Below are 20,294 nucleotides of genomic sequence, written 5' to 3'. Positions count from 1 at the left end.
AAGCCTTCCCACCGCTTCGGGCGGCCGACCCGGCGGTGTGCGAACTCCTCGGTGCAACCGGTGCACGCGCTCTGGGCCGCGCGCCGGTCCCCCGGCCGTCACGCGGGCACCCCCGAAGCCTTCCCCGTGGTGCGGGGTGTCACAAGTCCGCGTGAGGAGGGGAAATCAGCCATATCGCCCGTGACGGACAGATGCGTAACTGACGCATCTGGCCCATGGGGCGACAGGGGGCGGCCGTACGGGTGAGGCCGTGGTGAACGACGTGGTCCAGGAGCCGGCGGAGGGAGGGCGCATTCGGTGCGGGGCCGGGGAGGGGACGGGCGGACCGCGCCGGGCCGGGCGCGCCGGGCCGGCCGCGCGCCGTGGCCGCGTACGGCGGCACACCACTACCGTCGAGGGTGACGGAGCGGGCGCCCACCGTCGTGCGTCCCCTCGGATCGGTACGTCCCCTGTAAAGGTGGGATTCGTGAAGGCCATTCGTCGATTCACCGTGCGCCCTGTCCTCCCCGAACCCCTGCGACCGCTCAGTGACCTCGCCCGCAACCTGCGCTGGTCCTGGCACACCGAGACCCGGCAGCTCTTCGAGGCAATCGACCCGGAGGGCTGGCGTCCCGCGGACGCCGACCCCGTGCGTCTGCTCGGTGCCGTCTCCGCGGCACGCCTCACCGAGCTGGCCGGGGACCAGCACTTCATGGACCGGCTCACCGAGGTGTCCGAGGACCTCCGGGAGTACCTCGGCGGCCCGAGGTGGTACCAGAACCAGCTCTCCCAGGGGGTGGAGCTCCCCGCCGCCCTCGCCTACTTCTCACCCGAGTTCGGGGTCACCGCCGCCCTGCCCCAGTACTCGGGCGGGCTGGGCATCCTGGCAGGTGACCACCTGAAGGCGGCCAGCGACCTCGGCGTGCCGCTCATCGGGGTCGGCCTGCTCTACCGGCACGGCTACTTCCGCCAGAGCCTGTCCCGCGACGGCTGGCAGCAGGAGCACTACCCCGTCCTGGACCCCAACGAGCTGCCGCTCACCCTCCTGCGGGAGCCCGACGGCACCCCCAGCAAGGTGGTGCTCGCCCTCCCCGGCGGCCGCTCGCTGTACGCCTCCGTCTGGCAGGCCCAGGTCGGGCGCGTCCCCCTGCTGCTCCTCGACTCCGGCGTCGAGGAGAACGCACCGGGCGAGCGTGACGTCACCGACCGGCTCTACGGTGGCGGCAGCGACCACCGGCTGCTGCAGGAGATGCTGCTCGGCATCGGCGGTGTGCGCGCCGTGCGCACCTACTGCCGGCTGACCGGCCACGCGGCCCCCGAGGTGTTCCACACCAACGAGGGACACGCCGGATTCCTCGGCCTCGAGCGCATCCGGGAGCTCTCCGAGAAGGGCCTGGACTTCGACGCCGCCCTGGAGGTCGTCAGGGCCGGCACGGTCTTCACCACGCACACCCCGGTGCCCGCCGGCATAGACCGGTTCGAACGCCAGCTCGTGGCCCGCCATTTCGGTGACGACGGCGAGCTGCCCGGGGTCGGCGTGGACCGGATCCTGCGCCTCGGGACGGAGACCTACCCCGGCGGCGCGCCCGACCTCTTCAACATGGCGGTGATGGGGCTGCGGCTCGCCCAGCGCGCCAACGGGGTCTCCACCCTGCACGGAGCCGTCAGCCGGGAGATGTTCTCCGGGCTGTGGCCGGGATTCGACCCTTTTGAGGTGCCGATCACCTCGGTGACCAACGGGGTGCACGCCCCGACCTGGGTCGCACCCGAGGTCCTCCGGCTCGGCGCCCGTGCCTTCGGCTCCGAACACACCGGGGACGCCCTCGCCGGAGCCGGCCGGGAGACCGGCGCCGACGACGGGACCGCGGGCACCCCCGGGCGCTGGGACGCCGTGACCGCCGTCTCCGACCGGGAGATCTGGGAGCTGCGCCGGGGTCTGCGCGAACAGCTCGTCACCGAGGTGCGCAGACGGCTCTACGCCTCCTGGCGCAGGCGCGGCGCGGGCACCGCCGAACTGGGCTGGACCGACGGTGTGCTCGACCCGGACGTGCTGACCATCGGCTTCGCCCGCCGCGTGCCCTCGTACAAGCGCCTCACGCTCATGCTGCACGACCGCGACCGGCTGCGGGAGCTGCTGCTCCACCCGGTGCACCCGATCCAGATCGTCGTCGCCGGCAAGGCCCACCCCGCCGACGACGGCGGCAAGCGGCTGATCCAGGAACTGGTGCGCTTCGCGGACGACCCCCGGGTGCGCCACCGCATCGTCTTCCTGCCGGACTACGGCATGGGGATGGCGCAGAAGCTCTACCCGGGCTGCGACGTCTGGCTCAACAACCCGCTGCGTCCCCTGGAGGCCTGCGGGACCAGTGGCATGAAGGCGGCGCTCAACGGCTGCCTCAACCTCTCCGTGCGTGACGGCTGGTGGGACGAGTGGTTCGAGCCCGACTTCGGCTGGGCGATCCCCACCGCCGACGGCTCGGCCACCGACGAGGAACGGCGCGACGAGCTGGAGGCGGGCGCCCTCTACGCACTGATCGAGGACCGGGTGGCCCCCCGCTTCTACGACCGCAACGCCGACGGCCTGCCCGAGCGGTGGATCGAGATGGTCCGCCGCACCCTGGCCACCCTGGGCCCCAGGGTCCTCGCGGGCCGCATGGTGCGTGAGTACGTCGAAAGGCTCTACGCCCCCGCCGCGCTGTCCCGCAGGGCGCTGGATCCCGCGGCCGCCCGTGAGCTCGCCTCCTGGAAGACCAGGATCCGTGCGGCCTGGCCGAAGGTGGCGGTCGACCACGTGGAGGCCTCTGCCGACACGGTCGTCGGCGGTTCCGCCGAGCTGGGGTCCACTCTGGCGCTGCGGGTCCGGATCACCCTGGGCGGCCTCGACCCGGAGGACGTGGAGGTGCAGGTGGTCGCCGGGCGGGTCGACTCCGGTGACGCGATCGCGGAGGCCCGGACGTTTCCGCTGAAGCCGGCCGGCGGTCACGACCTGGAGGACCGCTGGCTCTACGAGGGCCCGCTCGCCCTGGACCGTACGGGCCCCTACGGCTACACCGTGCGTGTCCTGCCCTCGCACCCGCTGCTCGCCTCCGGTGCGGAACTCGGCCTGGTCGCGGTGCCGAACGGGTCCACGGGAGACGGCGGCGGGATGCTCCTGCGCTGACCCCCGCACACGGCGCGGCGCTGCGCCGGGCCCGCTCCCGTCTCCGTCCGGCCGCCGGAGACGGGCAGGGGTGTTTTCGCCGGAGCCTCGCTAACATGACAGCCCTGCCGAGGTGGCCCGTAGCCACCGGTGTGACAGCGAGGCGCCCCACAGGGCGCGAGTGGAGGTCAGCACGGTGAACGGGGGCGGAGGCCGAGCGAGACGTCTGACCCGCCGGCTGGCCACGCAGAACGGCACCTCCCGGCAGCTGCACATCCGCCGGCCGGTCCCCGCCGGCCCGCCGCGGGGTGACCGCTTCACCCCCGAGGCCCGGATGCGCTGGCTCAGCGAGGCGGGCACCCGGATCGGCACGACGCTGGACCTGGAGCGGACGGCCCAGGAGCTGGCCGGATTCATTGTCCCGCGGCTGGCCGACGGCGCTGCCGTCGATCTGCTGGAGTCCGTGCTGCGCGGTGAGGAGGGCGAACGCGTCACGGGCGCGGCGGTGCCCGTCACCCGTGCCATGGCGGTGCGGGCCATCGAAGCGCTGGAGGGACTCGAACCCTCCCCGGTGGGTGAGGTGGTCGACCACCGGGAGCGCCGGGAGACGCTGCTGACCACCGAGTGCCTGCGCAACGGCCGGTCCGTGCTGGTCAGCCGCATGCTTCTGGAGGACTACGAACGCGTCGCGCCGACACCGAGCGCGGCGGTGGCGATGCGCCGCCAGGGCGTCCACAGCTACATGGCCGTACCGCTGATCGCCCGTGGTGTCCTGCTGGGCTCCGCCGACTTCGTACGCGCCGGCGACAGCCCTCCCTTCAACCGTGCCGACCTGGGTCTGGCGATCCAACTCGCTTCCATGGCAGCAGTGTTCATGGACAATGCCCGGCTCTACGGGCGCGAGCGTGAGCACGTCGTCTCGCTCCAGCGCTCCCTGCTCCCGCGTGCCACACCGCACACCCCCGGCCTGCGGGTCCACGCCCACTACGCGCCGGCCGTCGACGCGCACGGGGTGGGCGGTGACTGGTACGACGTGGTGGCGCTCCCCAGCGGGCGTACGGCCCTGGTCGTCGGCGACGTCACCGGCCACGGGCTGCCCGCGGCCGCCACGATGGGCCGGCTGCGGGCCGTCGCCCGTACGCTCATGATGCTGGACATCGCCCCCGACCGGCTGCTCGCCCGGCTCGACCTGGCCACCCGCGACCTGGAGGACGACCAGGTCGCCACCTGTCTGTGCGCGGTCTACGACCCGGCGGACTCCAGCTACACGATCGCCAGCGCCGGCCATCCGCCGCCCCTGCTGGTGGACGCGGGCGGTACCGCCCGCTACCTCGACGTGCCGGCCGGGGCGCCGCTGGGCGCGGGGGTCATCCCCTACGACCCGCTGCGGGTGCGTGGCCCGGTGGGCGGACGGCTCGTCCTCTACACGGACGGCCTGATCAAGACACGCACCGACGACGTGGACGTCCAGCTGGAAGGGCTGCGCGCGTCCGTGGCCGCGATGGCGCCCGAACAGCTCGACGCCGGTGGTCCGCTCGCCTCCCCACGGGCGGACGACGGCCGGTTCGACGAAGCGGTGCTGCTGGTCGCGGGGGGCCACGAGCTTTCCCCCCGGGTGCGGTTGCGGGAGTGGGACCTGCCCACGGACGGCAACCCCGCCTCCACCGCACGCAAGCTGGTCACCGAGCAGCTCGCGCTCTGGGACCTGGCCGAACTGGCCGACGTGACGGAGCTGGTGGTCAGTGAACTGGTGGGCAACGCCCTGCGTTACGGCGGAGGCCCCGGCCGGCTCCGGCTGCTGTGCGACGAGCGGCTCCAGGTGGAGCTCGCCGACACCGGGCCCGACCTGCCGCAGATCCAGCACGTCGGCGCCAGTGACGAGGGCGGCCGGGGGCTCCAGCTCATCAACCTGCTGTGCCGCAGGTGGGGTTCGTGCCGCACGGAGACCGGCAAGATCGTCTGGGCCGAGCAGAACGTTCCCGGCCGGGACGCCGGCTCCCCCCGCTGACGAGGCGGAAGGCCCCGGGGAGCACGCTCCCCGGGGCCTTCCCACTGACCGGCAGATGTCCCGTGCGACGCCTGCTCAGCGTTCCCGTACGGTGCTCAGAAGGTCAGCTTGACGCTGTTGAAGGTGCCGGTGTCGCCCGAGTAGGCGTCCTGGATCCTCAGGTTCCACGTGCCGTTGGCCACCTCGGAGGAGGCGTTGACCGTGTAGGTCGCCACCACGTTGTCCGCGGAGTCGCTCGACGAGGAGTTCTTCAGGCGGTATGCCGTCCCGTCCGGAGCGACCAGGTCGAGGACGAGGTCACCGCGGTAGGTGTGGCTGATGTTGACAGCCGCCGACAGGTTGTTGGGCGCGTTGCCGGTGACGCCGCTGACGACGACCGGGATGTTGGTGGTGCTGCGGTCGGCGAGAGCCTTCACGGTCGTGTTCTGGAAGACCTTGCCGCCCGGGTCGGGGTCGGTGCCGCCGGGGCGCGAGCCCACGGCGATACCCGCCCAGGCATGGGCCACCGCGGCGTACTCGGTGCTCGTCGTGCCGTACAGCTCACCGGCGACGGCGAGGGTGCCGGTGCGGGCCGCGGCGTAGTTCGTGGTGGAGGTGAACTTCGTGGTGAGCGCCTTGAACCAGATCTGCAGCGCCTTGTCCCGGCCGATTCCGGTCACGGGAAGGCCGTCGGACGTCGGGGAGTTGTAGGACACCCCGTTGACGGTCTTGGCCCCGCTGCCCTCGGAGAGCAGGTAGAACCAGTGGTTCGCCGGCCCCGAGGAGTAGTGGACGTCGACCGAGCCGAGACCCGAGTACCAGTAGTCCTTGGACGCCCCGTCCTTGCTCGGCTTGTCCATGTAGCGCAGCGGGGTGCCGTCGCCGTTGATGTCGATCTTCTCGCCGACGAGGTAGTCACCCGGGTCCGTCGAGGTGTTGGAGTAGAACTCCACGCCCGCCGCGAAGATGTCCGAGGTCGCCTCGTTGAGGCCGCCGGACTCGCCGCTGTAGTTGAGGCCGGCGGTGTTGGAGGTGACGCCGTGCGTCATCTCGTGAGCCGCCACGTCCAGGGAGGTCAGCGGTTTGGCGTTGCCGCTGCCGTCGCCGTAGGTCATGCAGAAGCAGCTGTCCGACCAGAAGGCGTTGACGTAGTTGTTGCCGTAGTGGACGCGGGAGTACGCGCCGACGCCGTCACCCCTGATGCCGCTGCGGCCCATGACGTTCTTGTAGAAGTCCCAGGTCTCCGCGGCCCCGTAGTGCGCGTCGGCGGCGGCGGTCTCGGTGTTCGACGCGCTGCCGTTGCCCCAGACGTCGTCCGGGCCGGAGAACAGGGTCCCGGTGCCGGACGTACCGCGGTTCAGGTTGTACGTCCTGTGGTTGCCCCGCGCGCTGTCCGTCAGGTTGTACGAGCCCGAGGAACCGGAGGTGCCCAGCGTCACCTGGCCGCTGTACTGCGTGTTGCCGGTGCCGTTCTCGACGGCCTGCCACTCGTAGAGCTTGGCGCCGGAGGAGGCGTCCGTGACGACGTGCAGCTCGTTCGGGGTGCCGTCGTGCTGGAGGCCGCCGACCACGGTCTCGTACGCGAGCTGCGGGGTCCCGCTCGCCGCCCAGACGACCTTGCGCGGGGCGCTGCTCGCCTCGGTGCTCTTCGAGCCGTCGGCCCGGGCCGCGGTGAGGGCCTGCTTCTCGGCCGCGGCCGGCGTGACGTCCGCGGTGGTGCCGACCGCCTTCAGCTGCGCCCCGGTCGCCCTGGACGCCTTGGTGACGCTCTCGGTGGCCCCGGCCTCCGACTCGGCCACGACCAGGTCGCCGCCGAGCACGGGAAGACCACCGAGGGTGCGCTCGTAGCGGGTGTGGGTGGTGCCGTCGACGTCCTTGACGACATCACGGACCACGAGCTTCTCCGTGGCGCCGAGCCCGAGTTCCCGGGCGGTGGCCGCCTTGGTGGAGTTGGCCTCCCGGAGCAGCTCGGCACGCTGGGCGGGGGAGAGCTTCGCGGGGAGCGCGCCGGGGTCGGCGCCCTTCACCGCTGCGGCCGGGGCCGCGGTGGCGCTTTCGGGGGCGGCCGTTGCGGCACCGCCCTGCATTCCGACGGCGAGAAGAGCGGCTGCGGCTATCAGAGCGCCGGTCGCGGTGGTACGACGGCTGGGCGTGGGTCTCACGCGGACTCCTTCTGCAAGGGGGGCGACGGCCGACTGGGTGAGCGACCGGGCAGAGCAGGCGGTGCGCGGAACGGGGGAAGAGTGCCAGCCGGAACATGTGCGTGTCAGGACCGCGTCATTACATTGGCCGGAAGTCGTCCGTTGCCGGAATTACCGTGTTCGTTAACCGGACGTTTCCCCGTGTGTCATTCGTGTGGCGCAGGGCACCGCCGAACTCACCTTCGGCCGTACGGTGCAGGGCAGAGAGGGGTTTCCACCGGTATTCCAGGCATCCGGACCCGCGCGGGTAAGCGGACGGGGACCACGTGCTGAGACGGCGCACAGGTATGGCCGGTTCCGGCAGCCGGACGGTGAGGAGCGCCGTCCGCCTGCCGGAACCCGCCGCCGGAGGGCGGCGAGCGGCCCCGCCGCCGGGCGCCGTCAGGCCAGGCTCTCCCGCCATGCGCGGTGCAGGCCTGCGAACCGCCCCGTGCCGCCGATGAGTTCGGCCGGGGTGCCGTCCTCCACGATCCGGCCGTGCTCCATCACCAGGACACGGTCCGCGATCTCCACCGTCGACAGACGGTGCGCGATCACGACCGCGGTACGCCCGTGCAGCACGGTGTCCATCGCCCGCTGCACCGCCCGCTCGCCGGGGACGTCCAGCGAGCTCGTGGCCTCGTCGAGGATCAGCACGGCGGGGTCCGCGAGCAGGGCGCGGGCGAACGCCACGAGCTGTCGCTGGCCCGCCGAGATCCGCCCGCCCCGCTTGCGGACATCGGTGTCGTACCCGTCGGGCAGGGCGCTGATGAAATCGTGCGCCCCGATGGCCTTGGCCGCCTGCTCGATCTCCTCGGGCGTCGCCTCCGGACGGCCGATCGCGATGTTCTCGGCGATCGTGCCGGAGAACAGGAACGCCTCCTGGGTCACCATCACCACCCCCTTGCGCAGCTCGGGTGTCGCCAGGTCACGCAGATCGGTGCCGTCCAGCAGGACCCGGCCCTCCGTGGGGTCGTAGAAGCGTGCCAGCAGCTTCGCCAGCGTCGACTTTCCCGCACCCGTCGACCCGACCACGGCCACGGTCCGGCCCGCCGGGATCGTCAGGCAGAAGCGTGGCAGGACCTCACCGCCCGTGCGGTACGCGAACCTGACTCCGTCGAACGCCACCTCGCGCCCCGGGTGTTCACCGGCGAGCGGGGGCAGTGCCTTCGGTGCCACGGGCTCGGGCACTGTGGGTGTCTGCGCCAGCAGGCCCGCGATCTTCTCCAGCGAAGCGGCGGCCGACTGGTAGGAGTTGAGGAACATCGCGAGCCGGTCGATCGGGTCGTACAGCCGTCGCAGGTACAGCACCGCCGCGGCCAGCACGCCGAGCGCCAGCGTGCCCGACGCCACCCGGTGGGCACCCCACAGGACCATCGCGGCGACCGCCGTGTTGGCGACGAGCCGGGAACCGACGACGTAACGGGCCATCTCCAGCAGCGCGTCGCCGTTCCTCCGCTCGTGCCGGTGGTTGAACACCGCGAACGCCTCGTCATTGGCCCGCTCCCTGCGGAACGCCTGCACGGGACGGATGCCGTTCATCGTCTCGGCGAACTTCACGATGACCGCGGCGATCGCCGAGGAGCGTGCCGAGTAGGCCTTGGACGCCCGCCGCCGGTAGGACCGCACCAGCACGTAGAGGGGAGCGAAGGAGGCGACAGCGATGACACCGATGCCGGGGTCGAGCCAGAGCAGCATCAGGGAGATCGAGACGAACGACAGCACCACACCGATGAGTTCCTGCAGACCCTCGCTCAGCAGCTCGCGCAGGGACTCCACGTCCGTGGTCGAGCGGGAGATCAGCCGGCCCGAGGTGTAGCGCTCGTGGAAGTCCACGCTCAGCGCCTGCGAGTGACGGAAGATCCGGCCACGCAGGTCGAGCAGCACGTCCTGGTTGATCCGCGCGGCCGCCCGGACGAAGGCGTACTGGAGCAGCGCCGCACCGACCGAGCACACCGCGTAGCCGATGCCCACGGCGGCCAGAGGGCCGTAGTCGTGGTCCCGGAAGGCGGGGACACCGCTGTCGATGGCGTACGCGACCAGCAGCGGCCCCGCCTGCACGGCGGCCTGCTGGACGACCAGCAGGAGACAGACCACGGTCAGCCGGGACCGCATCGGTGCGAGCAGGGAGGCCAGCAGCGCCCGGGTGGCACCCCGGGACGTGGGCAGGGCGTCCGCGTCGAACGGGTCCCCGCCCCCCTGCGCCGGACCGGTCTTCCCCCCGGGCAGGTCCTCGTCCGCGCGTGCGGACCCGTCGGCAGTCGTACTGGTCATCGGGTGCTGCCCTCCTCGGGGACGGGAACACCGGCGTCCTGGGCACCGGACATCAGCCAGGCGTACTCGGTGTTGCTGCGCAGGAGCTCCTGATGGGTCCCCACGGCGCTGATCCGGCCCCCGGACAGCAGGGCCACCCGGTCCGCCAGCATCACCGTGGACGGCCGGTGGGCGACGACCAGGGCCGTCGTCCCCTCCAGCACGCGCCGCAGCGCGGCCTCCACCAGCGCCTCCGTATGCACGTCCAGGGCGGAGAGCGGGTCGTCGAGCACCAGGAAGCGCGGCCCGCCCACGACGGCCCGGGCCAGCGCGAGCCGCTGCCGCTGGCCGCCGGAGAGGCTCAGCCCCTGCTCGCCGACCTGTGTGCCGACGCCCTGCGGAAGCTCGTACACGAAGTCGGCCTGCGCGACCGACAGCGCCCGGCGGAGCTCCTCCTCGCTCGCTCCCTCCGCGCCCATGAGCACGTTCTCCCCGACGGTCGCCGAGAAGAGGGTGGGTTCCTCGAAGGCCACGGACACCAGTTCGCGCAGCCTGGGCCGTCCCATGGCGGCGATGTCCTCGCCGTCGAGCAGGATCCGGCCGCCGGTGGCCTCGTGCAGCCGGGGGACGAGAGCGGTCAGTGTCGTCTTCCCGGAACCCGTGGCGCCCACCAGGGCCATCGTCTCGCCGGGCCGGATCCGCAGATCGATCCGGGACAGGACGGGCGGTGAACCGGGGTCGGCGTCGGGGTAGCGGAACTCCACCCCTTCGAAGACGATGCCCCGGGCCCCCGTCCCGGCCGCCCGCCCCCGCGCCCCGGGCTCCGGCTCCTCCGTGACGTCCATGACCTCGAAGAAACGGTCGGCGGCCGTCGCCGACTCCTGGCTCATCGCCAGCAGGAAGCCGATCGACTCCACCGGCCAGCGCAGTGCCAGGGCCGTCGAGAGGAACGCCACGAGCGTGCCCGCCGACAGACCGCCGTCCGCGACCTGGACCGTGCCGAGCACCAGCGCGGCACCGATCGCCAGCTCCGGGACGACGGTGATGACCGCCCAGATCCCCGCCAGCAGCCGGGCCTTGCCCAGCTCCGTGGTGCGCAGCCGCTGGGCGAGCGCCCGGAAGGCCAGCGCCTGGCTGCGGTTGCGGCCGAAGCCCTTGACGATACGGATGCCCAGCACGCTCTCCTCGACGACCGTCGTCAGATCACCGACCTGGTCCTGGGCCCTGCGCGCCACCAGCGAGTACTTCGTCTCGAAGAGCGAGCACAGGATCATCAGGGGCACGGCGGGTGCGAGCAGCACCAGCCCCAGCGACCACTCCTGGATGAACAGAATGACGAAACCGACCAGGATCGTCGTGCCGTTGACCAGCAGGAACGTCAGCGGGAAGGCCAGGAACATCCGCAGCAGCATCAGGTCGGTGGTCCCGCGCGAGAGCAGCTGGCCCGAGGGCCAGCGGTCGTGGAACGACACCGGGAGCCGCTGCAGATGGCGGTAGAGGTCGGCGCGCATCGCCGCCTCCACGCCGGCCAGCGGCCGGGCCACGAGCCACCGCCGGAGCCCGAACAGCCCTGCCTCGGCGATACCCAGCAGCAGCAGCCAGAGCGCGCCCAGCCACACCCCGCCCGGATCGCGGTCCGCGACGGGGCCGTCCACCATCCACTTGAGGACCAGCGGGATCACCAGGGCGAGACAGGACGCGAGGACCGCCACGAGGGCGGCGCCGATCCAGCGCGCGCGCACCGGTCTGACGTAGGGCCACAGTCGCAGGAGGGAGCGCACGGCGGACCGGTCCGTGGGCTCTGCAGGTTTTTCGGGCATCAGGAGTGAGCCTATGGTTCACCACTGACGTCGATCACGTGGTTTTCCGGTCACGGGCCGCGGGTCGGAGCACCCTGTCAACCGATCGGCTGATGCCGGTCCGAGCGGGACGGCGGATACCGGCGCCGCCCGCCCGCCGGAATCGTTACGGGCATGGCGATCATCGAAGTGAACGGGGTCCACAAGGCCTACGGCGGCCGCCCCGCGGTCGACGGGGTGAGCTTCACCGTCGAGGAGGGGGAGATCTTCGGGATCCTCGGCCCCAACGGGGCCGGCAAGACCACCACCGTCGAATGCGTCGAAGGACTGCGGGTCCCCGACACGGGCACGGTCCGGGTCGCCGGTCTCGACCCGGCCACGGACCGCCACGCGGTCACCCGGCTGCTGGGCGCCCAGCTCCAGGAGAGCGAACTCCAGCCCAAGCTGACCGTGGGCGAGGCGCTGGAGCTCCACAGCGCCTTCTACCCCCGCCCCGCCGACCGGAGGGCACTCGCCGAACGGCTCGGTCTCGACGGCCACCTCGACCGCCGCTTCGCCAAGCTGTCCGGTGGCCAGAAGCAGCGTCTGTTCATCGCGCTCGCCCTCGTCGGCAACCCGCGTGTGGTCGTGCTGGACGAACTGACCACCGGACTCGACCCCCGGGCCCGCCGGGACACCTGGCGGCTCATCGAGGAGATCAGGGACAGCGGGGTGACCGTCCTGCTGGTCACCCACTTCATGGAGGAGGCCCAGCGGCTCTGCGACCGGGTCGCGGTGATCGACAAGGGCCGCGTCGTCGCCCTCGGCACTCCCGGCGGGCTGGCCGGCGGGGCGGCGGGACCGACCGCCATCTCCTTCACCCCGTCGGAACCGATCGCGTACGCCGACCTCAGGGCGCTGCCCGGCGCAGTCTCCGTCGACGTGACCGAACCGGGCGGCCGGGTGGTCATCCAGGGCACGGACGACACCGCCAACGCCGTGATCAGGCTCCTGGCCCGTCGCACCGTCACCGCCCGTCAGCTGCGCGTCGCCGAGGCCGGCCTGGACGACGTCTTCCTCGACCTCACGGAACAGGCCTCATGACCATGACCACGATCGCAGCGACCCGCCCGGCCCCGCTCGCCGCCGTCCTCAGGACGGAGACCCGGCTCTTCCTGCGTGAGCCCGGCAGCCTGTTCTGGATCCTCGTCTTCCCGGCCGCCCTGATGACGATCCTGGGCCTGGTCCCGTCCTTCCGGAAGGCCGAGGAGGCACTCGGCGGCCGCAGCGTCATCGACCTGTACGTACCGGTGGCCGTCCTGCTGGCCATGATCATGGCCGGTCTCCAAGCCATGCCGCCGGTCCTCACCGGCTACCGCGAACGAGGCATCCTGCGGCGCATGTCGGCCACACCGGTGCGCCCCTCGGCCCTGCTCACCGCACAGATCGTGCTGCACGGTGCGGCCTCGCTCGGCTCCGCGGCGCTCGTCATCGCCGTGGGGAGGGCCGCCTTCGGCGTGCGGCTGCCGGAACAGCCGGCCGGCTACCTGCTGGCGCTCCTCCTCGCCGTCGCCTGCGTCCTCGCCCTCGGTGCGACCATCTGCGCCCTGTCCCGGACGTCCAAGACCGCGACCGCCGCCGGTTCGGTGGCCTACCTCCTGATGATGTTCACCGCCGGGGTCTGGGTGCCCGTCCAGACCATGCCGGACCTGCTGCGTACGATCGTCGAGTTCACCCCGCTCGGTGCCGCCTCCCAGGCCCTGGACCAGGCCGCCTCGGGGAACTGGCCGGGCTGGACGCACCTGCTGGTCATGGCCGTGTGGACCGCCGGGCTGGGCAAGGCGGCGACCCGTCTGTTCCGATGGGAGTGACCAGGGGCGAGGCGCAGGGGGACCGGGCTCCGGACGAGGCGGCGGGGGCATCGATGAACATCGACGGCACGACGGCCGAACGGCTCCACCGGTACGGCCCGTACACCCTCCTCGGTATCGCCGTCCTGATGGCCGCCCTGTCCTCAGGGGTCGTCGGAATGACCGCGACGGACCGGTACGCGGCGGCGGCCCTGGCCGCCGCGGCGGTCGTCCTCCAGACGTGGTGGGACCGGACCCGGCAGCGGCCCTCGCCCGGCCGGGCCGCCCGGCTCTACTACGTGCTGCGGACCGTGCTGGGCTTCGCGCTCTGCTGGTGCAACCCCTTCTTCTCCGTCTACGCCGTCGTCGGATACTTCGACGCGGGCACCCTGCTGCCACGGCGCTTCGTACGCGCCGGCCTGATGTGCACCGCCGTCACGATGGCCGGAGCGCAGTCCGGCAGCGGACTGCCGCCGGCCTCCCTCACCGGCTGGGCGGCCTTCGGCGCACTCTTCGTGCTGCACTCCGGCCTCGCCATCTTCTTCGGCAACGCCGGCGCCCGCGAAGAGGAGAAGGCCCGGCGCCAGAAGGAGACCATCTCCGAGCTGGAACTCGCCAACGCCCGGCTGGAACAGGCCCTCGCCGAGAACGCCACCCTGCACGCCCAGCTCCTGCTCCAGGCACGGGAGGCCGGGGTCGCCGACGAACGGAGACGGCTCGCCGCAGAGATCCACGACACCCTCGCACAGGGCCTGGCGGGGATCATCGCCCAGCTCCAGGCCGGCACCTCCACCGCCGACCCCGCCCTGGCCCGGGAACACCTGGACCGCGCGGCGGGGCTCGCCCGGCACAGCCTCGGCGAGGCACGCCGCTCCGTGCACAACCTGGTGCCCGCCGCGCTGGAGGACGACGACCTGCCCGGCGCGCTGAAGAAGACGGTCGCCGGCTGGACGGAACGCACCGGCGTGCGCGCACAGTTCACCGTCACCGGCACCGTCGAGCCGCTCCACGACGAGGTCGGTGCCACACTGCTCCGCATCGCCGAGGAGGCCCTCACCAACGCCGCCCGGCACGCCGGGGCGACCCGGGCCGGCGTCACCCTCTCCTACATGGGCGACGAGATCACCCTGGACGTACGCGACGACGGCTGCGGCTTCGACCCGGCAGCGCCGACCCCGCACAGCGGTACGGGCGGCTTCGGCCTCGGCGGGATGCGGGCCCGTGCCGAACGGATCGCGGGCACGGTGGAGATCGAGACGGAGCCCGGACGGGGTACGGCCGTCTCCGCCCGGGTGCCGTTGGTCCGCCCGCCTGACGGGACGTAGCCTGGGGCCGATATGACTGGAGCCCCGGGAACCGCGCGCGTCATCACACTTCTCGTCGTCGACGACCACCCCGTCGTACGGGACGGTCTGCGCGGCATGTTCGCCTCGGCCCCCGGCTTCGAGGTGCTCGGCGAGGCCGCCGACGGAGTGGCCGCCGTGGAGCTCACCACCCGCCTGGACCCCGACGTCGTGCTGATGGACCTGCGGATGCCGGGCGGCGGGGGAGTCGCGGCCATCACCGAGCTGACCCGGCTCGGTGTACGCTCCCGGGTCCTCGTCCTCACCACGTACGACACCGACTCGGACACCCTGCCCGCGATCGAGGCGGGGGCGACCGGTTACCTGCTCAAGGACGCGCCCCGGGACGAGCTGTTCACCGCCGTACGCGCCGCCGCCGACGGCCGCACGGTCCTGTCACCGGCCGTCGTCTCACGGCTCGTCACCCGGGTGCGCACCCCGGCCGCGCCCGCTGCCGAGTCGCTCTCCGCCCGCGAGTGCGAGGTGCTCCGGCTCGTGGCCAGGGGCACCTCGAACCGGGAGATCGCCGCCGAGCTGTTCATCAGCGAGGCGACCGTCAAGACCCACCTCACCCACGTGTTCGCCAAGCTGGGCGCCAAGGACCGTGCGGCGGCCGTCGCCCTCGCCTACGAGCGCGGCATCCTCGGCTGAGCCCGCCCGTCGGACCGGCCGGCACACGGGGCGGTGGTCTCACTCCGCCACCCGCAGCAGCATCACCGACCTGCCCGGCACCGTGAGCGCCGTACCGCCCCGGTGGAGGGTGCCGGGGGCCGTGGACTGCTCCTCGCGTGAGGTGTCCAGCACCAGCTCGTAGGCCTGCGCCCAGGGAGGGCCGGGGAGCAGGAAGCCGCAGGGCCGGTGGTCCGCGTGCAGGACCGCCAGGAAGCTGTCGTCGGTGGTCTGCCCGCCCCGGGCGTCCCGGCCCGGGATGTCACGTCCGGACAGGTAGAGGCCGAGCGTCGCGGCCGGTGCGTACCAGTCGCCCTCCCTCATCTCCGTGCCGTGCGCGGTGAACCAGGCGAGGTCCCGCAGGCCGTCCGGGGCCTGCGGCGTCCCCGCGAAGAAGGCGCGGCGGCGCAGCACCGGGTGGCGGTGGCGCAGGCGCAGCACCCGGGCGGTCAGCTCGGTCAGCTCCCGCCACCGGGGCTCCTCCAGGAGCGACCAGTCCAGCCAGCTGACCTCGTTGTCCTGGCAGTAGGCGTTGTTGTTGCCGCCCTGCGTACGGCCCATCTCGTCACCCGCCACCAGCATCGGCACCCCGGTCGACAGCAGCAGCGTGGTCAGGAGGTTGCGCGACTGCCGGCGGCGCAGTGCGTTGATTCCGGGGTCGTCGGTCTCGCCCTCGGCGCCGCCGTTCCAGGCACGGTTGTCGTTCGTGCCGTCCCGGTTGCCCTCGCCGTTGGCCTCGTTGTGCTTGTGCTCGTAGCTGACCAGGTCCCGCAGGGTGAAACCGTCGTGCGCGGTGACGAAGTTGACCGAGGCGTACGGCCGCCTGCCGCCCCAGGCGTACAGGTCGCTCGATCCGGTGAGCCGGTAGCCGATGTCGCGCACATCGGGCAGCGCACCACGCCAGAAGTCGCGTACGGCGTCGCGGTAGCGGTCGTTCCACTCGGTCCACAGCGGCGGGAAGGCGCCCACCTGGTAGCCGCCGTCACCGACGTCCCACGGCTCGGCGATCAGCTTGACCCGGCGCAGCACGGGGTCCTGGGCGATGACCGCGAGGAAGGGGGAGAGCATGTCCACGTCGTGCATCGAGCGGGCGAGGGCCGCGGCCAGGTCGAAGCGGAAGCCGTCGACGCCCATCTCCGTCACCCAGTAGCGGAGCGAGTCCGTGATCAGCCGGAGGACCTGCGGCTGGACCACGTGCAGGGTGTTGCCACAGCCGGTGTAGTCCGCGTAACGGCGGGCGTCGGGCTGGAGGCGGTAGTAGCCGCGGTTGTCGATGCCGCGCAGCGAGAGCGTCGGGCCGAGTTCGCCGGCCTCCGCCGTGTGGTTGTAGACCACGTCGAGGATCACCTCGATCCCGGCGCCGTGCAGGGCGCGCACCATCTGCTTGAACTCGCCGACCTGCTGGCCGGTGGTGCCGCTCGCCGCGTAGCCCGCGTGCGGGGCGAAGTAGCCGATCGAGTTGTAGCCCCAGTAGTTGTGCAGTCCGCGCCGCAGCAGGTGGTCCTCGTGCGCGAACTGATGGACGGGGAGCAGTTCCACCGCGGTCACACCGAGACGGCGTAGGTGGCCGACGGCGGCGGGATGGGCGAGTCCGGCGTAGGTGCCGCGCAGTCCGGGCGGGATGTCCGGGTGGAGCTTGGTGAAGCCGCGTACGTGCAGCTCGTAGATGACCGAGTCCGCCCACGGGGTCTTCGGCCTGCGGTCCTCCGCCCAGTCGTCGTCGTCATGCACGACGACGGCCTTGGGGACGTACGGCGCCGAGTCCCGGTCGTCCCGCACGGTGTCGGCGACGTGCTGCTCGGGCCAGTCCCTCACATGGCCGTACACCTCGGCCGGCAGGGTGAACGAGCCGTCCACCGCGCGGGCGTACGGGTCGAGGAGCAGCTTCGCCGCGTTCCAGCGGGCCCCCGTCCAGGGGTCCCAGCGGCCGTGCACCCGGTAGCCGTACCGCTGTCCCGCGTGTACGCCGGGGACGAAGCCGTGCCAGATCTCATGGGTCAGCTCCGTCAGCGGGAGCCGGGTCTCGGCGCCCCGCTCGTCGAAGAGACAGAGCTCGACGGCCTCGGCCCCGCCCGCCCAGAGGGCGAAGTTGGTGCCCGCGACCCCGTCGGGACCGATCCGGAAACGGGCTCCCAACGGCATCGGGGCCCCCGGCCATACGGGTGGTCCGCCCGCTGCGTCCACCGGGGTCCCTCCGGCCGCCACCACCCTCCCCGTCGTACGCGGTGTTTCCTCCTGCTCGGCTGTGCTCGACACCTCTCAGCCTCCTGCGGCTCGTAGGAGCGGCCACCCGCAGAAGGAGCACGCGGCGTCCCGGCCGCTGCCGTCCTGGCGGTGTCCTCCCCTCTGTTCTGCCCACCGGGGGGCCCGCACTCACGTTTCCCCGGGGCGGCCACGTCGTTGGGGGGTGCGTGAACCACGTAGCGAAGAGAGCACGGGCGCGTTCGGCCGCCGTGCTGACATGGGCAGGGCTGTTCACCGTGCTGGCCGTACTGACGGGCTGCACCGGGGCGACGCCGTTCTTCGACAACCGCTCACCCGGGGACGCCATCCGGATCGTTCCCGAGGACGGTGCCGAGAACGTCGGTGCGGACGGCCGGCTCGAGGTGACCGTCCCCGAAGGACGGCTCGAACGGGTGAAGGTGACCAGGACGGAGGACGCGGAACACCAGGAGGTGCCGGGACGCATCGCGAAGGACGGCCGTTCATGGGCCCCCCGGGACGGTGGACACCGCCTCGGGCTGGCCGGGAAGTACAGCGTGGAGGCCGTCGCGGTCGACGGTGACGGCCACCGCTCGGCCCGCAGCACGACGTTCACCACCCTGGTTCCCGAGGACCGCTTCATCGGCTACTTCAAGCCGGAGAACCGGTCCACGGTCGGCACCGGGATGATCGTGTCCTTCGACTTCAACCGGCCCGTCACCCGCCGTGCCGCGGTGGAGAAGGCCATCAGGATCACCACGGAACCCGAGGTCGAGGTGGTCGGCCACTGGTTCGGCAGGAACCGGCTCGACTTCCGGCCCGCCACCTACTGGAAGCCGGGCACCGAGGTCACCGTCGATGTGGGGCTGCGCGACGTGGAGGGCGCCCCGGGGGTCTACGGCAGCCAGCGGAAGAAGGTGAGCTTCCGGGTGGGCCGCTCCCAGACGTCCGTGGTGGACGCCCGCGCGCACACCATGGAGGTACGCCGCGACGGTGAGGTCGTCAGTACGGTGCCGATCACCGCGGGCGCCGCGAGGACGACCACGTACAACGGGAAGATGGTGGTGACCGAGCTGCACGACGTGACCCGAATGGACGGCAGCACCGTCGGCTTCGGCGGCGAGTACGACATCAAGGACGTGCCCCACGCGATCCGGCTGACGAAGTCGGGCACCTTCCTGCACGGCAACTACTGGGAGTCCCCGGACATCTTCGGCTCCGAGAACACCAGTCACGGCTGCATCGGGCTGCGCGACGTGAAGGGCGGCAGTTCGGACACCCCGGCCGGCTGGTTCTTCGAGCGGACACTCGTGGGCGACGTGGTCGAGGTGGTCAACTCCACCGACCGGACCGTCGCTCCGGACAACGGCCTCGGCGGCTGGAACCTCGGCTGGCCGCAATGGAAGGCGGGCTCCGCCCTGCGCTGACCCCGTCCGGTCCGGTCAGGCCCCGGAGGCGCATCCTCCGGGGCCTGACCGGCGGCGGCTCGGAACGACTTGGAACGGAACGGTGACATTCCGGGGAAGTTCTCCCCACGTGCGGTGTGATTGTCTTGCGCCGGGCGTGCATGTACAGCGCGCGGGGGTGCGGGCCATGGCGGGGGCCAGGCCGTGCGAGGGGAGAAGACCACATTGAACGGGCAGCCGATATCGGGGGCGTGGGCCGGCGCGGACGGGGAACGGCGAGGGCGCGGAGCCCACGGCCTCCTCGCGTTGGTACTGGGTGCGCTGCTGTTGCTGGTGACCGCGTGCGGTGGCAGCGGGAGCGCCGCGGAGAGGGACGGCAGGGGGGCGGGCGCGAAGGTCGCCGACACCAGCGCCTCGCAGGCGGTGGTGACCATCGCGCCCAAGGACGGCGCCGACGACGTGGCGACCAGCGGGGCGCTGAAGGTCTCGGCGGCCGAGGGCAGGCTGAGCACGGTGAAGGTCGCCGACCCGAAGGGGAACGAGGTCGCGGGCAAGATAGCCGCGGACGGCCTGAGCTGGGTGCCTGACCGCCACCTGGCCGCCGCGACCAAGTACACGGTGCACGCGGTCGCGAAGGACGGCAAGGGCCGCGAGTCGGCGAAGGACACCAGCTTCACGACGCTGGTCCCGAAGAACACCTTCATCGGTCAGTACACGCCGGAGGACGGCTCGACCGTCGGCGTGGGCATGCCGGTGTCGATCCACTTCACCCGGGGCATCACCGACCCGGAGGCCGTGGAGAAGGCCATCAGCGTGACGGCGGAGCCCGCCGTGCAGATCGAGCCCCACTGGTTCGGCAACGACCGCCTCGACTTCCGCCCCGAGAACTACTGGGCGGCGGGCACGAAGGTGACCCTGCGCCTCGACCTCGACGGTGTCGAGGGGCGGCCGGGGGTCTACGGCAAGCAGGCCAAGACCGTGAAGTTCACCATCGGCCGCAGCCAGGTCTCGACGGTCGACGCGAGCTCCCACCGGATGAAGGTGGTCCGCGACGGCAAGCAGATCAAGGACATCCCGATCTCCGCGGGCGCCCCGGCCACGACCACGTACAACGGTCAGATGGTCATCAGCGAGAAGCTCGAGGTGACCCGGATGAACGGTGACACCGTCGGGTTCGGCGGCGAGTACGACATCAAGGACGTGCCGCACGCGATGCGCCTGTCGACCTCGGGCACCTTCATCCACGGCAACTACTGGGGCGCGTCGAGTATCTTCGGCTCGACCAACACCAGCCACGGCTGCGTCGGCCTGCGGGACGTGCGCGGCGGCTGGGACGGCAAGACGCCCGCGGCCTGGTTCTTCGACAACTCCCTGATCGGCGACGTCGTCGTCGTCAAGAACTCGAAGGACAAGGTGATCCAGCCGGACAACGGCCTCAACGGCTGGAACATGGACTGGGCGGAGTGGACCAAGTAGCTCCCCACCGCTGACACGGGAGCGGGCCCGGC

At 72.0% G+C, this 20,294-nt stretch carries 12 protein-coding genes; 8 read left to right on the top strand and 4 right to left on the bottom strand.

Translation table 11 applies throughout. The features are described from left to right. Positions 1 to 466 precede the first annotated feature (466 nt). Together glgP and ACF1FZ_RS22615 are read left to right on the top strand one after the other, a co-directional pair. The gene (gene glgP, locus ACF1FZ_RS22620) at positions 467 to 3,139 is read left to right on the top strand and encodes an alpha-glucan family phosphorylase (RefSeq protein ID WP_391775202.1); all 2,673 of its coding nucleotides are present in this window, start codon (positions 467 to 469) and stop codon (positions 3,137 to 3,139) included. Between the two features lie 175 nt (positions 3,140 to 3,314). Further along, on the top strand, positions 3,315 to 5,126 hold the full coding sequence (locus tag ACF1FZ_RS22615; RefSeq protein ID WP_391775201.1) for a SpoIIE family protein phosphatase: 1,812 nt from the start codon (positions 3,315 to 3,317) through the stop codon (positions 5,124 to 5,126). Positions 5,127 to 5,221: 95 nt separating this feature from the next. Here the strand turns inward: ACF1FZ_RS22615 and ACF1FZ_RS22610 are convergent, their stop codons facing one another. The 3 genes from ACF1FZ_RS22610 to ACF1FZ_RS22600 form a co-directional block, all read right to left on the bottom strand. Beyond that, on the bottom strand, positions 5,222 to 7,267 hold the full coding sequence (locus ACF1FZ_RS22610) for a M4 family metallopeptidase (protein WP_391775200.1): 2,046 nt from the start codon (positions 7,265 to 7,267) through the stop codon (positions 5,222 to 5,224). 420 nt (positions 7,268 to 7,687) lie between these two features. Beyond that, the gene (locus ACF1FZ_RS22605; protein ID WP_391775199.1) at positions 7,688 to 9,559 is read right to left on the bottom strand and encodes an ABC transporter ATP-binding protein; all 1,872 of its coding nucleotides are present in this window, start codon (positions 9,557 to 9,559) and stop codon (positions 7,688 to 7,690) included. Beyond that, complete coding sequence (locus ACF1FZ_RS22600) at positions 9,556 to 11,358, bottom strand: ABC transporter ATP-binding protein (protein WP_391775198.1); 1,803 nt, start codon at positions 11,356 to 11,358, stop codon at positions 9,556 to 9,558. The genes ACF1FZ_RS22605 and ACF1FZ_RS22600 overlap by 4 nt, the downstream gene beginning before the upstream one ends. Before the next feature lie 153 nt (positions 11,359 to 11,511). Here ACF1FZ_RS22600 and ACF1FZ_RS22595 point away from each other — a divergent pair, with 153 nt between their 5' ends. Genes ACF1FZ_RS22595 through ACF1FZ_RS22580 form a run of 4 tightly spaced genes read left to right on the top strand, consistent with a single transcriptional unit; the run spans position 11,512 to position 15,160 of the window. After that, a complete protein-coding gene (locus ACF1FZ_RS22595; protein ID WP_391775197.1) occupies positions 11,512 to 12,420 on the top strand; it encodes an ABC transporter ATP-binding protein in 909 nt (302 codons plus the stop codon). Between the two features lie 2 nt (positions 12,421 to 12,422). Beyond that, a complete protein-coding gene (locus tag ACF1FZ_RS22590; RefSeq protein ID WP_391775288.1) occupies positions 12,423 to 13,187 on the top strand; it encodes an ABC transporter permease in 765 nt (254 codons plus the stop codon). Positions 13,188 to 13,240: 53 nt separating this feature from the next. Beyond that, positions 13,241 to 14,491, top strand: coding sequence for a sensor histidine kinase (locus ACF1FZ_RS22585; RefSeq protein ID WP_391775287.1), 1,251 nt, complete (start codon positions 13,241 to 13,243; stop codon positions 14,489 to 14,491). Positions 14,492 to 14,503: 12 nt separating this feature from the next. Further along, positions 14,504 to 15,160 carry a response regulator gene (locus ACF1FZ_RS22580; RefSeq protein ID WP_391775196.1) on the top strand — a complete coding sequence of 219 codons (657 nt, stop codon included), beginning with the start codon at positions 14,504 to 14,506 and terminating at the stop codon, positions 15,158 to 15,160. Between the two features lie 39 nt (positions 15,161 to 15,199). On the opposite strand, the gene glgX is transcribed toward ACF1FZ_RS22580, so the two are convergent. After that, positions 15,200 to 17,434: a glycogen debranching protein GlgX gene (gene glgX, locus ACF1FZ_RS22575; protein ID WP_391775195.1), complete on the bottom strand. Its 2,235-nt coding sequence runs from the start codon at positions 17,432 to 17,434 to the stop codon at positions 15,200 to 15,202. 155 nt (positions 17,435 to 17,589) lie between these two features. Between glgX and ACF1FZ_RS22570 the strand changes: the two genes are divergently transcribed. After that, positions 17,590 to 18,807: an Ig-like domain-containing protein gene (locus tag ACF1FZ_RS22570; RefSeq protein WP_391775194.1), complete on the top strand. Its 1,218-nt coding sequence runs from the start codon at positions 17,590 to 17,592 to the stop codon at positions 18,805 to 18,807. Positions 18,808 to 19,011: 204 nt separating this feature from the next. Beyond that, positions 19,012 to 20,262, top strand: coding sequence for an Ig-like domain-containing protein (locus tag ACF1FZ_RS22565; RefSeq protein WP_391775193.1), 1,251 nt, complete (start codon positions 19,012 to 19,014; stop codon positions 20,260 to 20,262). The last annotated feature ends 32 nt before the right edge of the window (positions 20,263 to 20,294 follow it).

This window comes from Streptomyces sp. NPDC014623, assembly GCF_043088245.1.
Taxonomy (GTDB): Bacteria; Actinomycetota; Actinomycetes; order Streptomycetales; family Streptomycetaceae; genus Streptomyces.
This window is presented reverse-complemented; position numbering and strand designations above follow the sequence as displayed.